The organism is Actinoplanes campanulatus, assembly GCF_014647795.1.
Lineage (GTDB): Bacteria > Actinomycetota > Actinomycetes > Mycobacteriales > Micromonosporaceae > Actinoplanes > Actinoplanes campanulatus.
Genome location: NZ_BMPW01000007.1, coordinates 105,355 through 119,537 on the forward strand (window position 1 = coordinate 105,355; position 14,183 = coordinate 119,537).

Below are 14,183 nucleotides of genomic sequence, written 5' to 3' on the forward strand. Positions count from 1 at the left end.
TCCGCAATAACTAGAACAGGTTATAGCAGTGTGATGAGATTCACTAGGTCCGATGGGGCTGGCGTGAGGGAGCCTGACAGGGTGACCGACAGTGAGAACGGCCGCCGGCTGCACGCCGTCGACGACGCGCTGCTGCGCCGCCGCGAGGCGATCAGCGACCTGGGCGACGCGCTGCGACTGCTCATCGAGCACGCCACCGCCACCGAGGCGCCCACCGAGGAGCTGCGCCGGGCCGCCGAGCGGATCCGGCAGGCGGCCGCACCGCTGGGCGAGCGGGCCCGCGGCCGGCACGAGCCGCCGTCCGCCGACGACATGCGCGCCGGGGTGCGCCTCTACAACCCGGTGACCGGGGCGGGCAGCGCCTTCGCCCCGCCGCTGGAAATCCACCAGGAGGGTGAGATCACGGTCGGCGCCTGCACGCTCGGGCTGGCCTTCGAGGGGCCGCCCAGCTATGCGCACGGCGGGGTCAGCGCCATGCTGCTCGACCAGATGCTGGGCTATGCGGCCGGCGCCTCCGGCAATCCGGGCATGACGGTCCGGCTCGACACCGGCTACCGCAGACCGGTCCCGCTGCTCACCCCGCTGCGGCTGACCGCCGAGGTGGTCGACGTGGACGGGCGGCGGGTCACCGTGGCCGGATCGATCGCCACCGCGGCCGAGCCCGGCGAGATCCTGGTCGCGGCGACCGGCGTGTTCGTCGGTCTGCGTGCCGAGCAGGCGCGGAGGCTGTTCGGCGCGATCGCCGGGCGCGGCGAGGAGTCCCGGGCCGGCTGATCACTCGATGACGCGGGCCTGGTGGGCGTCGCGGTCGCCCGGGGCGACATCCGGATGGGTCAGACCTTCGGCGTACGGGCGGGCGCGCGCCACCAGCTCCGGGGTGAGCCCGTTGCGGGTGGCCAGCAGGTCCACCCAGCCCGGCAGCAGCGCGAGAATCGGGCCGGCCTCGTCGCCGTACTCCTCGCGGATCTGCTGGGCCACGTAGGCGACCCGGTGCGGTGAGCAGCCGAGCGCCAGCGCGGGCACGTCCAGCGGCCAGGCGTCGAGCACCGCGCCGGCCTCGTCCTGGGCGTCCGGCCAGCGGCCCATCCACTCGGCGGCCAGCTCCGGCAGATCCGCCCGGTCGCGCGGGACCGGGTGCCGCGGCAGCGACGCGACGACCGTCTCGGCCAGGCGGCGGCAGCGCAGGTACTCGGCGTGCTGCTCGGCCGACTCGCCGCCCAGCGCGGTCAGCCCGAACAGCGCGGGCAGCACGTCCTCGAGCAGCTCGGGGTCGTCGGCCGCGCGCCACGAGGTGCCGCCCGCCGCGACCGGGCCGACGCCGACCTGCCACGCGGCCAGGGCCTCCTCGGGTGAGGCATAGAAGCCGGCGTGCACCGGGAGCGGGGTGACCGTGCACGTGTCGACGTCCCAGAGGTACCAGCGCACCGGGGCGTCCGGCACGGCGAACGGCGCCACCACGGCGAAGCGGGTGCCGTACCGGTCGGGGGTCCACAGCACCGGGCCGCCGAGCGCCGGGCCGGGTGCCGCAAGGCCGGTCCGTTCACGCAGCGGCGACGGCAGGATCGCGGTGACGGCGGCGCGCACCCGGTCAGCGCCCGTATCGGCGACCGCGTCGGCCAGCGCCTCGGCGAAGTGCTCCGGCCCGATGTAGTCGTCGCTCTTGGCGAGCAGCTCGTCCAGGTGCCCGCTCTCGGCGGCCGCGAGCAGTTCGGCGGTATCGGCCGGGGTGCGATCCGCCAGCTCGGTGAGCAGCGGGCCGAGCCGGAAACACAGCTCGTCCTCCAGGGCGGTGCCGGTGGCCGGCGACTCCCGCAGCGACTCGGCCAGGGCCCGGGCGTGCGGGCGGGCCGCCTCCACCCGGCGGGTGAACGCCTCCGTCCAACCGGAGACCATGTTGGACAGCGACACCCTCCGGGCGTGGTCGCGTCGGCGGCTCGCCCTGGCTGCCGCCGCCGATTTCTGGGACTTCTTGCGCTTACGAGAGACCGGCACGGGCCGAGAATATGTGGCCGTCTCTGTCCCGGCCCGCCGTCGTCACCCGCACGGGCGGTTCAGCACCGCTCCGGGGCCCAGTCGTCACCGCCCCGCAGGAACGCCGCGGCGGTGTACTCCCCGGCCTGCCCGTCGGTCAGCTGCGGCCGGTTCGCCGACACGATCGCGCCCGGCCCGGCGTTGCGGTACTCGAAGAACCGCGCCTCCTCCCACGGCCAGGCGCCGAAGTCGCTCCAGGCGACGTCCGGGATGTGCGCGCCGATCCAGGACTCCCGGATGATCGTCTGGCCGATCGCGTTCGGGTCGTTGCTCGGGTGCCACGGGCGGCCCAGCAGGACGGTCCCGGCCGGGGCGTCCGAGGTGAACCGGCTGCGCTGGAAGAGCAGCCCGTACGGGTTGGTGATGTCGGTGCTCGGCGCGGTGACGTATCCGTTCGGGGTGCTGCCGCGGTTCAGCGAGTGGATCCGGCAGCGGTCGAAGACGGCGGTGGCCCGGCCGAAGATGAAGTCGACGTCGCCCTCCACATAGCAGTCGCGCAGGTGGACCCGGGCCACCACGCCGGCCGCGCTGCTGTTCACGTACATGGTGTCCTGGTTGGCCAGGAACCGCACCCGGTCGAAGATCAGCCGGTCGGCACGGGTCAGCACGGCCACCGCCTGCCGGTTGGTGATCTCCGGGTGGGCGGCCTCGTCGAAGAGGTTCGCGAAGGTCAGGTTCACGGCCCGGAAGTCGGCGCCGCTGACGGTTACCGAGGCGCTGCCGGAGGTGCCCCAGGGCGTGCCGTCCGGCTTGAGGGTGCCGTTGGCGCGGTCGTCGGCGATCACCACGTCGTCCGGGCGGCGGCCGAGGCCGCGCAGCTCCAGGAACGGCTTCGTGGCGGGGACGACGACCTGGCCGAGGTAGGTGCCGGGGCGCACGCCGATGACGAACGGCTCGGTCGCCCCGGCCGGGGCCGCGTCGATCGCGGCCTGGATTCCGGTGTGGTCGCCGCTGCCGTCGACGGCGACTGTCAGGTCCGGTCGCCGGCCGCCCGCGAGGGCCGGGGTGGTGGTCAGCCCGGTCGCCACGATGCCGAGGCCGGAGGACATGCCGAGGAAGGTACGCCGACGCATACCACAACTCCTTGATGAGGGGATTGCGCTGGAGGAAAGCGCTTTCCTCGCCACCGTAGACGGGTCGCCGGACGACGTCAACGAAATCTTCGGCGTGAGTGACAGGCGTGGATACAGTGGCGTGATGGTCGAACCGATCTCCCGCCGGTCCCTGCTGCGCACCGCGGCGGCCGGCGCCGCGGCGGTCACCACCGGAGCCGCCGCCTCGCCCGCTACCGCCGCCGTCACCGGGGCCCGCGTTCCCGCCGCGGTCCGTGAGCTCGAAGAGAAGATCCGGGCCGGCATGGCGGCGTACCGGATTCCCGGCGTCGCCTACGGCCTCTACTACCAGGGCCGTGAATACGTCGGCGGCTTCGGGGTCACCGACGTGGCCGCTCCCGCCCCGGTCGACGGCGACACCGTCTTCCGGATCGCGTCCACCACCAAGACCTTCACCGGTACGGCCGCGATGCGGCTCACCGAACGCGGGCGCCTCGACCTCGATCGCGCCGTCCGCGCCTACCTGCCCGGCTTCCGGACCACCACCTCCCCCGGGGTCACCGTGCGGCAGGTCCTCAACCACAGCGCCGGCTGGCTCGGCGACGTCTTCACCGACACCGGCAGCGGCGACGACACCCTGGAGAAGTACGTGGCGGCCCTGGAGACGGCGCCGCAGCTGACCCCGCCCGGTGCGGTGATGGCGTACAACAACGCGGCCATCGGTCTCGCCGGCCGGCTCATCGAGGTGACCACCGGCACCGTCTACGAACGCGCCCTGCGATCCCTGGTCCTCGACCCGCTCCGGTTGCGGGACACCGCGTTCACACTGGACGAGCTGGCGGGCGCCACGGTGGCCGTGCCGCACGGCGCCGACGCGTCCGGCGACCCGGTGCCGGTGCCGGAGGCGCTGGCCATCCCGCGCAGCCTGCACGCGGCCGGCGGCCTCTACTCCACGGCCCGCGACCAGCTGCGCTGGGCCCGCTTCCACCTCGGCGACGGCGGCCCGCTGCTCACCCGGCGCTCACTGCGGGCCATGCGGTGGCGGCCCGGCCCCGGCGGCACGCTGTTCGTCGAGGTCGACGGCTTCGGCGTCACCTGGATGCTGCGCCCCACCGCCGAGGGCCCGCGCGTCGTCCAGCACGGCGGCGACCTGCCCGGCCAGCACTCCGGCTTCCTGCTCGTACCGGAACGCGGCCTCGCGCTCACCGTCCTCACCAACTCGGAGAGCGGCCCGGCCCTGCTCGCCGAACTGTTCGCCGACGACTGGGCGCTGACCCGCCTGGCCGGCCTGCACAACCTGCCGGCCACCCCGCGTTCGCTCACCCCCGCCCAGCTGGCCGGGTACGAGGGCCGTTACGTGGCCGAGCAGATCGGCTTCGCCGGCGAGCATGCGTCCATCGCACTCGACCTGGTCGCCGCGGGCGGCCGTCTGAGCGGCCGCACCGACAGCGCCGAGGCGATGGTGCTGCCGTTCTACCGTCGCGACCACGTGCTGGTGTGGGCCCCCGACGGCACCGACGCGCACACCCGGGCCGACTTCGTCCGCGACCCGGACGGCTCGGTCGGCTGGCTCCGCTTCAGCGGCCGCCTCTTCCGGCGCACCCCGCCCGGCACCGCAACCCTCCGCGCCACCGGCCACACCCCGGCGCCGCTACCCGCCACCCTGCCCCACCCGCCCCGCCGCTGACGCGCCCCTACCCGTCGCGCCCCGTCGCGCCCCGGCCCGGCACGGCGCGGTGCGGCGCGGTGCGGCACGGCGCGGTGCGGCACGGAAGATGGGGACTGCTCAGCGGCGGCGCCACGGTCGGCTCATGCCGAATGGCCGGCGGTCAGTAGTTCTCACCAGTCTGCTGACGGCGCTGGAGGCGGCGTTCCTCCAGCTTGCGCCAGCGGTTGTAGACCAGGACCGCGGCCTCGACCGGCTCCGGCGCGCAACCGGCCTCCCACTGCCGCGGCAGGAACGACTCGGCGCCCAGCCACAGCAGGTCACTCATCGGAACCGTGCCGCCGTTCATCCGCATCAGCTCCTCCGCCACCTGAACCGCGTGATCACTGCGACGCCACATCTCGAGGCTGGAGCTGCCGTGCGTCAGCTCGTCGTGGTCGTCCGGATGCAGATCCATGTGCGCGTTCGTCCTTCATAGCTGCGTATTCGCAGGTCAGCGGGGGTGAATGCGTCACTCTGGTGCGCTGCCGACGATCCTGTCAAGGCCGCTCGGACGAAGATCACGCCAACGCCGGGACATATCGGTCACCCGTCGCAAGCCACGCCGGAACGTTGGGGCGAGGCCGGCTTCCCAGCCCCCCGCATCGCCTGCTCACGGCCGCGCAGCCTGTCACGCGGTTGGGCGATCGCGGATTCCGGCAAGGCCGGAGCACACCATCCTGGATCTGTGGGCACCTACATGACCTATGAGCTTGGCGGGTACTCACGCAGTTCCTTCCGTGTGCACCTGCCCGTTCGCCGTTCCTGCCGTGTGCGCCTGCCCGCACTTGGTGATCGATCATGTGCGCCCACCCGATACGGAGAACCGTAACCGCCCGCTCGCCGCGACCGGCGTCACGGCCGCGGGCCGGCGGTGTGCGTACCTGGGAAGCCAACCGGACCCGCTCAGCGCAGGCGAGAAGGTGACTCGGCGGCCGCGGCACAGGCGCAAGCGGGCACGAGATCGCGAGAGCGAGCAGCCAACCACGCCCAGCGGCCGCGGCACAGGCGCGAGTGGGAACGGGATCGCGAGGGTGAGCGGCAGGCGAGCCCGGCGGCCGCGGCACGGGCGCGAGTGGGAACGGGGTCGCGAGGGTGAGCGGGCGGCAACGCCCGGCGCGGGCGGCAACGCCCGGCGCGGGCGGCACGGGCGTGCGTGGGCAGCGGATCGCGTGCGCCGGCGGGACGGCCGGGATTCGGCGGGGGCGGGGATGCCCGTACCGGAAAGGAAAGGGTGGGAGGGGACGGCCGGGCGTTGACAAGTGTGAATTGCGGGAGGGAAATTGGGAGCGCTCCCAACACTCCGTCCCCTGGAGACCAAGCATGAAACGCATCCCCCGAGTCACCTGGTGGGCCAGCGTCGTGGCGGCGCTCTGTGCCGGCTTCGCGGCGGTGGCCGTGGCCCAGCCGGCGCAGGCGGCCACCGGGTTCACCGTGTCCGGCACGCAGATCCTGGAGGGCAACGGCACGCCGTTCGTAATGCGTGGCGTCAACCACGCGCACACCTGGTACACGAGTCAGCTCGGCTCGCTGGCGAACATCAAGGCGCTCGGCGCGAACACCGTCCGGGTGGTGCTGAGCAGCGGCAACCGGTGGACCAGGAACGACGCGGCGGACGTCAGCAACGTCATCGCCCAGTGCAAGGCCAACAAGCTGATCTGCGTGCTGGAGGTGCATGACACGACCGGGTACGGCGACGAGGGCGCCGCCGCGACGCTGGCGCAGGCCGCCGACTACTGGGTCTCGATCAAGAGCGCGCTGGACGGCCAGGAGAACTACGTCATCCTGAACATCGGCAACGAGCCCTACGGCAACACCAATCCGGCGGGCTGGGTGGCCGACACGAAGAACGCGATCACGCGGCTGCGGGCGGCCGGGTTCGCGCACCAGATCATGGTCGACGCGCCGAACTGGGGCCAGGACTGGTCGTTCACCATGCGGGACAACGCGGCGTCGGTGTTCGCCGCCGACCCGAACCGCAACACCGTCTTCTCGGTGCACATGTACGGCGTGTTCGACACGGCCGCCGAGATCACCGACTACCTCAACCGGTTCCGGACCGCCGGGCTGCCGCTGGTGATCGGCGAGTTCGGGCACAACCATTCGGACGGTAACCCGGACGAGGACACCATCCTGGCCACCGCGCAGCAGCTCGGCGTCGGCTATCTGGGCTGGTCGTGGAGCGGCAACGGGGGCGGCGTCGAGTACCTCGACATGGTCACCGACTTCGACCCGGCCCAGCTGACCTCGTGGGGCCAGCGGCTGTTCAACGGCGCGAACGGGATCAAGGCCACTTCCAAGCAGGCGACGGTCTTCGGTGAGCAGCCGTCGACCTCGCCGTCGAACTGGCCGCCGTCGGACCCGCCGCCGTCCTCCCCGTCGTCGTCCGCGCCCACCGGCGCATGCGCCGCAACCTATCGAGTGTCCAACTCGTGGCCGGGCGGGTTCCAGGGCGACGTCACGGTCAAGGCGGGCAGCGCCGCGATCACCGCGTGGACGGTGAGCTGGGCCTGGCCGAACGGGCAGCGGTTCACCAACACGTGGAGCGCGACGGTGACCACCTCCGGTGAGACGGTCACCGCGAAGAACGCCGCCTGGAACGGCCGCCTGGCCGCCGGGGCCACCACGAACTGGGGATTCACCGGCACCTTCACCGGCGCCAACACCGCCCCGGCGACGGTGACCTGCACCGCCTCCTGAACCCGGGTGCCGCTCATCGACCTGACGGTGGGCGGCACCCATTCTTGAAGATCACTCGTTCACCGCAGAGGAACTTCCCCGCGGGAGGACGATGTGAGTTTCTCGTTCCGGCACGGCGACGTCGCCGTCCACATCACCGTCGAGCCGGAGACCGGCGCACACGGCGGATGCCGCCTGCCCGGCTCCGCCGGATCATCCGGTGAGACGATCCTCTACCCACCGCTGCACGCCGACCTGGTGCTGCCGGACACCGACCCCGGCGACAGCGAGCTGCACTACCGGCCCGGCCTCGGCAGCTGGCGGTCCGGTCTCAGCGAGGGCGAGTTCGCGCGTTACGCCGGTGTCCCGTACGGGCTGCTCGGCCGGCACCTGGTGATGTTCCTGTGCACCGAGGCGTTCCGCTGCCGCAGCCGCACCATCACGTTCCAGCCGCACCGGCTCTACGCGTTCCTGGCCGGCCTCGGCTCGCTCTCCGAGTCGACCGTCCGCGGCGGCTGGTTCACCGAACTGGAGGAACAGCTGCACCGCACGCTGCGGCACGGCTGGGTCAACGAGGGGACCGGCGGTTCGGGCTTCCTGGTCAGCGGCCGCAGCCGGCAGACCGACGGCTTCCTCGACTCGTCGTCGGAATGCCCGCCGGTGATCACCCTGGAGGCCGAGTTCGCCAAGTCGGCGCTGCGCTGGATCCCGCTCGACGCCGACACCGTACGCACGCTGGGCCGCCAGTCGTGCCTCGCCCTGGACGTCTACATCTGGCTCACCCTGGTCGGCACGTACCTCGACGACGCCCGCCAGTTCCCCTGGCCGTCGCTGCTCGCCCGGTTCAGCGCGGCGGGTGAGGACCAGGCCGCCTTCCGCTCCCGCTTCGAGGCCTGCCTCAACGACATCCGCAGGGTCACTCCACTGCCGCCGGTCACCGCCGACACCCCGGGCATCGAGATCCGCCCGGCGTCGTCGTGCGTCGGCTCCTTCCATCGTGCGTGGCCCCTCCCCCGCCCGGTCCAGGCATGATCAACGTCCGGCTGGTCGCGGGGGCTGCTTGAAACCGCCCGGTTTCAGACAGCGCCCACAGCCAGCTGAAGGTTTGTCAGGAGCGCAACCAGCTGCGGACGGCGAGGGTGGCCCGGACGTCGTCCTCGTTGTAGGTCAGGAGGCGGGTGGCGGCCGCCTGGTCGCCCTGGCGTGCGGCGGCGTGCCACGACTGGGACTGGAGGCCGCCCGGGTCGGGGTCGCGCCAGGTGTGGCCGGGACCGTGGGTGGCCATCGCCTTGAGGCCGTGGCCGGCGCGGGAGTCCACGGTGGCGCGGACCAGTGGCAGCAGGTCGATCCAGCGGTCCGGGCCGGCGGGGCCGGACGGCAGGGGCGGGAAGCGGCGGGCCTGGCGGGGCTCGGGGGCGCCGTAGTGGAAGACCAGCAGGTCGGGGGTCCCGGCGGCCAGTGCGGTGAGACGGTCGAGGCAGCGGCGGGCGAGGAGTTCCTCGTCCCGGTCGGTGGTCACCCGCGGGTCGAAGTACGACTCGTAGCGGCTCACGCCGTTCGACGTGATCAGCAGGCCCCACAGGTAGACACGGTCGTCGGCGCCCCATTCGATGTCGATGTCGACCTCGACGGCGGCCCGGGGGACGTCGGCCCGTTCGCGGCGGCGCACGATCAGGCCGTCGGCGGCCAGACGGGCGGCGGTCACCGCCTTGCGGAGGCGGAAGGCGCGGGTGCGCAGGTGCGGGACCTCGGTGCCGTACATGCCGGTGAGTAGGGTCTCCGGGTCGCTGGCGGCCAGGTCTGCCACGGTGTGCACGCCGGCCGCGCGCAGGGCCAGGTATTCGCGGGCGCTCAGGGCGCCGCGGAGGACGGCGCTCACGTCCGTACCGGGAAGGGTGTCGACACAGACCGGCGACCAGCGGCAGGTGGCGCACTCGGCCTGGCCGATCGGATCGACCAGCGGAAGCGGATCGCCGGCGGCGCCGGTACGGCGGCGGGCCACGTCGGCGACCCGGCAGCGGAAGCCGTGTTCGTGGTCGTAGCGTTCCAGGGCACTGCGGGTGGCGACGCCGGTGGTCCGGGAGAAGGTGCGGAAGGCGGGGGCCGTCAGGTCGTACCAGACGAGCAGCGGATCGCCGGGGCGGTCGTCGCCGCAGATCGCGCCGCGCGGGTGGGTGGCCTGGTGGCCGCACGCCTCCAGCATCCGCCAGTAGTGGGCCAGCTGGAGCAGGTCCTCCTCGCGCTGTCGCGCGCCGCCGTCGGGCAGGGCCACGGCGTCCTCGAAGGACGGCGCCTTGAGGGTGCTGGCCAGGGCGTTGTCGAATTTGCGGTCGAGGACGTGGTGGGCCTTGATGTCGGCCGGGTGGTAACCGCCGCCGGTGTCGCGAAGCAGGATGTCGGGTTTGCCGGTGCGGCCGCCGGCGACGTCGTCGGGGAGCCGGCCACCGGCGATGACGGCCGCGCCGGCCCGCATGGCGCCGATGGTGGCGCCGATGTGGACGCGTTTGTCGCCGTCGAGGTCGCGCAGGTCGACGTAGCCGGGCAGGTTCAGTGCCGGCCAGGCGGTGAGGACCTCGGTCTCGAAGTCGACGCCGGTGTCGTAGAGGGCCTGCAACTCGGGCGCGACCGGCAGCACGGGGCGGGGCACGGTGGGGTCGTAGTCGTTGTGCACGGCGCGCGGGCAGGACTTGGCCGCGTAGCCGCCGAGTAGGAGCGGCCGCAAGTCAGGGCCACTCGCCGGGGCGCAGGGTGCCGCTGGTGAGGCCGTCGCGGGCGCGGGCGACGGCGTCGAGGCCGAGCGCGCTCAGTTCACGCAGGGCTCTTTCCGCGTCGTCCAGGGCACGGAAGGCGGCACCGTAGCGGCGCTGTTCCTCGAGGTCCATCTGCGGGATGCGGGAACCGCGGATGTCCGTCCGAAACGTTCCGCTGCCGCTGGTGTTGCGCGCGGCATTGGCGGAGCCGCGCAGGAATCCGCGCAGATAGTCGGTGTCCAGTTGATCGCTCGCGGAGGTCGCGGTCCGCTCCCCGATGTCGACGATTCCGGCGCGGGCGAGGTCGGCGATGCGTAGCGTCCCGCCCTCGATCGATCCGGGTCCGGCGGTGAGATCCGGCAGTGCGGCGGCGATCCGGTGCAGCGCCTGGAGGATCCGCTCGCGGGCGGCGGCGTATTCGCCGGCCAGGTCGGCCCGGGCCACCGGGATGTGCGCGGCCGGGGTGAGGTCGACGTTCTCGTCCAGCAGATCGATCACCGGTACGTCCACGGCCGGCCGGGGTTCGGCGGCGAACGGCTCGTCCGGGTCGGCGTGGGTCAGGTCGGTCAGCCGGATCTCGGCGGCCGGGCGCTCGCCGTCGGTGGGGCGGCGCAGCACCCACAGGTGGACCGGTTGCGCGTGCGAGGCGACCAGTCCCGGGGGCAGGGCGACGATCTGTTCCAGGACTCCGCCGCGCAGGAGCTCCGATCGGATGCGTTTGCCGGCCCGGCGATAGGCGACCGAGGGTGGCATCACGAAGACGACCCGTCCACCGGGCGCCGTGTGCGCGTAGCAGTGTTGCAGCCAGGCGAGTTCGCTCTCCGCCTTGGTGGGGATGCCGAACTCCCATCGCCGGTCGAGCATCAGGCTGTCCCGGCCCCAGTCGGTGAGCCCGGCCGGTGGATCGCAGACGACCAGATCGGCGCGCAGGCCGGGCCAGGCGTCCTGCTGGAAGGAGTCGCCGATCCGCATCTCCAGTTCGGCTCCGGCGAGGACGGCCCGGGCCCGGGCCAGCCGGGCCGCCGCCGGGTTGCCGTCCTGGCCGGTGAGGCGGACGCCGGGCCGGTTCACGCAGGCCAGCAGCAGGGAGCCGGCGCCGGCGGCCGGGTCGAAGACGGTGCCGGTGACGTCGCCGGCCACGTGGGCGACCGCCCGGGCCAGGTGCCTGGTGGTCAGGGCGGCGCCGGAGGCGATCAGGCGCTCGGTGAAGCCGGCGACCACGTCGGCCGGTGAGGTGGCGGCGGCCATGTCCCGCAGCCGTAGCCGGGACGGTTCGTCGAGCCGCCCCGCGGACTCCCCGGCGGTCAGCAGCTCGGCGATCTCGGCCACCCCGGCGGTCATGTCCTCGCCGTACCGGGCGCGCAGCTCCTGCCAGATCAGCACCTCGTCGGAGACGTCGGTGTTCTTGCGCTGGCGGTCGAGCCAGCCGGTGATCTCGGAGAGGGCGAAGAGCGCGTTGCGGCCGCCGCCGACCGGTTCGGGGAAGTCGGCATGTCGTCGCCGCCAGTTGGAGACCGCGGCGCGGGTCACCCCGGCCAGGCGTGCCACCTCCGCGGCGGAGATGAGGCGGCCGTCAGCGCCTGAGGTGGGACCCGTCACGGCCCGACCCTACACGTTGACCAGCGTTCTCACGGCGGCGGCGCATAACAGTGTCAACACATCCCCGCCGGTCCTGGCTCCGGGTCCGCTGGGTCAGGACCACACAGACCAGTACGGCCAGGGCCGCGACCACGGCCGACGGCGCCAGGTGCTCGCCGAGCAGCAGGGCGGACCAGAGCAGGGTCAGGATCGGCTGGGCCAGCTGGATCTGGCCGACCCGGGCGATGCCGCCCCGGGCCAGGCCCGCGTACCAGGCGAAGAACGCCAGGAACATCGAGATCACGGTGAGGTACGTGAAGGCCGCCCACGCCGTGGGACCGGCCTGCGGTGGATGACTCCACACGGCGGCCAGGGTGAGCGGGACGGTTACCGGCAGGGCCACGAGCAGGGCCCAGCAGATGGTACGGGCGCCGCCCAGCTCCCGGGAGAGGGCGCCACCCTCGGCGTAACCGAGGCCGCACAGGGCGATGGCCGCCAGCAGGTGCAGGTCGGGCGTGGACAGTGTGCCGTGGACGGTTCCGCTGGCGGCCAGGAAGGTCAGGACGGCCAGCAGCCCGGCGCCACCGGCCAGCCAGAACGCGGGTGGCGGGCGCTCGCCGGCGCGCAGGACGGCCAGCACCGCGGTGGTGGCCGGGAGCAGGGTGACGACCACGGCGCCGTGCGAGGCGGTCTCGCTCGTCAACGCCAGCGAGGTGAAGAGCGGGAACCCGGCCACCACCCCGGCCGCCACGACGGTCAGCCGCCGCCACTGGGCCGCGGTGGGCCGGGGCGCCCGGGTGAGCCACAGGTAGGCCGCGGCGAGGACGGCCGCGCCGACCGCCCGGCCGAACGCCACGAACCACGGGTCCAGCTCCTGCACCGCCACCCGGGTGGCCGGCAGGGACAGGCTGAAACCGAGCACTCCCAGGGCTCCGGCTGTTATCGCTCCGGCCACAGTAGCGTTACTCTTATCCGTCATGGGTAACAGTAACGCAGCCGATCGGGTCGTCCAAGATCTGCGAGTGCTGGCGGGCACCGCCGCGGCCGGGACACGACTGCCGTCGGTGCGTGAGCTGACCCTCCGGCACCAGGCCTCCCCGGTCACCGTCGCCGAGGCGATCCGGCAGCTCGTGGCGGAAGGGCTGGTGGAGACCCGGTCCGGGCGGGGCACCTTCGTGGCGGCCCGCCCCGGCCCGGCCGCGGCACCCGACCTGTCCTGGCAGACGGTGGCGCTGGGCCCCCGGCGGTTCGGCGAGGAGGAGATGCAGGCGTTACTGGCGTTACCGCCATCCGGCGCGATCCCGCTGTCCGGTGGCTACCTGGACGCCGATCTGCAACCGGCCGCCGCGCTCGGGGCGGCGCTGGCCCGGGCCGCCCGTCAGCCGGCCGCGTGGCAGCGGGGGCCGGCCGAGGGGCGGGCCGATCTGCGGGCCTGGTTCGCCCGGGAGGCCGGTGGCGGACTGCGCGCCGACGACATGGTGATCTGCCCGGGCGGTCAGGCGGCGCTGTCGTCGACGTTGCGGGCGCTGACCGAACCGGGCGACACCCTGCTCGTCGAGTCGCCCACCTATCTCGGGGCGCTGGCCGCCGCCCACGCCGCCGGGCTGCGCGTGGTGCCGGTGCCGGCCGACCACGACGGGGTGCGGCCCGACCAGCTGGCGGCCGCGTTCGCCCGCACCGGGGCGCGGCTGTTCTACTGCCAGCCGCTGTTCGCGAACCCGACCGGCGCGACCCTCTCCCTCGCTCGGCGGCCGGAGGTGCTCGCCGCCGTCCAGGACGCCGGGGCGTTCCTGATCGAGGACGACTACGCCCGCGATCTGGCCATCGACGGTGATCCGCCCGCGCCGCTGGCGTCGGCCGACCCGCACGGTCACGTCATCCACCTGCGGTCGCTGACCAAGTCGGCGGCGCCCGGGCTGCGGGTCGCCGGGCTCGGGGCACGTGGTCCGGCGGGCGCCCGGCTGCGGGCCGCCCGGCTGCTCGACGACTTCTTCGTGTCGGGGCCGCTGCAACAGGCCACAGTGGAGTTCGTGACCAGCCCGGCGTGGGGGCGGCATCGTCGCGGGCTGCGGGCCGAGCTGGCGACCCGGCGGGCGGCGCTGCTCGACGCGCTGCGACGTCATCTGCCCGGCCTGGCGCCGCCGGTGGTCCCGCGTGGGGGCCTGCACCTGTGGGTGCGGCTGCCGGACGGCGCCGACGACGTGGCGGTGGCCTCGGCCGCCGCTGCCGCCGGGGTGATCGTCTTTCCCGGGCGGGCCTGGCACGCGGCCGAGCCGCCCGGGCCGTTCCTGCGGCTGACCTATGCGGCCACCGGGGCGGAGACGATGGACGAGGCCGTCCAGCGCCTCCGCCGGGTGTTGCTCTGAGCCGGAGCGGGCAGGTAAGCCC

11 protein-coding genes are annotated in these 14,183 nt (G+C 73.5%); 5 read left to right on the top strand and 6 right to left on the bottom strand.

Going from position 1 to position 14,183, the window contains the following annotated elements; translation table 11 throughout:
- Positions 1-81: 81 nt before the first annotated feature.
- The gene (locus tag IEZ13_RS15285) at positions 82-774 is read left to right on the top strand and encodes a PaaI family thioesterase (protein WP_229794711.1); all 693 of its coding nucleotides are present in this window, start codon (positions 82-84) and stop codon (positions 772-774) included.
- Here IEZ13_RS15285 and IEZ13_RS15290 read toward each other — a convergent pair whose 3' ends face one another.
- Positions 775-1,992 (bottom strand): hypothetical protein, encoded by a 1,218-nt coding sequence (locus IEZ13_RS15290; RefSeq protein ID WP_183221913.1) that lies wholly within the window; start codon positions 1,990-1,992, stop codon positions 775-777.
- 59 nt (positions 1,993-2,051) lie between these two features.
- Positions 2,052-3,104, bottom strand: a complete 1,053-nt coding sequence (locus IEZ13_RS15295; RefSeq protein WP_183221912.1) for a pectinesterase family protein — start codon at positions 3,102-3,104, stop codon at positions 2,052-2,054.
- Between the two features lie 124 nt (positions 3,105-3,228).
- Here IEZ13_RS15295 and IEZ13_RS15300 point away from each other — a divergent pair, with 124 nt between their 5' ends.
- Entirely contained in the window at positions 3,229-4,770 is a 1,542-nt protein-coding gene (locus IEZ13_RS15300; protein WP_183221911.1) for a serine hydrolase domain-containing protein, read from the top strand.
- Between the two features lie 142 nt (positions 4,771-4,912).
- Here IEZ13_RS15300 and IEZ13_RS15305 read toward each other — a convergent pair whose 3' ends face one another.
- Positions 4,913-5,206: a hypothetical protein gene (locus IEZ13_RS15305; protein ID WP_183221910.1), complete on the bottom strand. Its 294-nt coding sequence runs from the start codon at positions 5,204-5,206 to the stop codon at positions 4,913-4,915.
- Between the two features lie 905 nt (positions 5,207-6,111).
- Here IEZ13_RS15305 and IEZ13_RS15310 point away from each other — a divergent pair.
- The gene (locus IEZ13_RS15310) at positions 6,112-7,488 is read left to right on the top strand and encodes a cellulase family glycosylhydrolase (RefSeq protein WP_183221909.1); all 1,377 of its coding nucleotides are present in this window, start codon (positions 6,112-6,114) and stop codon (positions 7,486-7,488) included.
- 93 nt (positions 7,489-7,581) lie between these two features.
- Positions 7,582-8,499 (top strand): replication initiation protein, encoded by a 918-nt coding sequence (locus IEZ13_RS15315; protein ID WP_183221908.1) that lies wholly within the window; start codon positions 7,582-7,584, stop codon positions 8,497-8,499.
- 76 nt (positions 8,500-8,575) lie between these two features.
- Here IEZ13_RS15315 and IEZ13_RS15320 read toward each other — a convergent pair whose 3' ends face one another.
- The 3 genes from IEZ13_RS15320 to IEZ13_RS15330 are packed head-to-tail and all read right to left on the bottom strand — an operon-like array spanning position 8,576 to position 12,774.
- Positions 8,576-10,189 (bottom strand): TM0106 family RecB-like putative nuclease, encoded by a 1,614-nt coding sequence (locus IEZ13_RS15320; protein ID WP_183221907.1) that lies wholly within the window; start codon positions 10,187-10,189, stop codon positions 8,576-8,578.
- A 1-nt stretch (position 10,190) separates the two neighbouring features.
- On the bottom strand, positions 10,191-11,816 hold the full coding sequence (locus IEZ13_RS15325; RefSeq protein ID WP_183221906.1) for an N-6 DNA methylase: 1,626 nt from the start codon (positions 11,814-11,816) through the stop codon (positions 10,191-10,193).
- A complete protein-coding gene (locus IEZ13_RS15330; protein ID WP_183221905.1) occupies positions 11,791-12,774 on the bottom strand; it encodes a DMT family transporter in 984 nt (327 codons plus the stop codon). The genes IEZ13_RS15325 and IEZ13_RS15330 overlap by 26 nt, the downstream gene beginning before the upstream one ends.
- On the opposite strand from IEZ13_RS15330, the gene IEZ13_RS15335 reads away from it, so the two are divergent.
- Positions 12,773-14,161 (top strand): aminotransferase-like domain-containing protein, encoded by a 1,389-nt coding sequence (locus IEZ13_RS15335; RefSeq protein WP_183221904.1) that lies wholly within the window; start codon positions 12,773-12,775, stop codon positions 14,159-14,161. The two genes, IEZ13_RS15330 and IEZ13_RS15335, sit on opposite strands and share 2 nt — an antisense overlap.
- Positions 14,162-14,183: the final 22 nt, after the last annotated feature.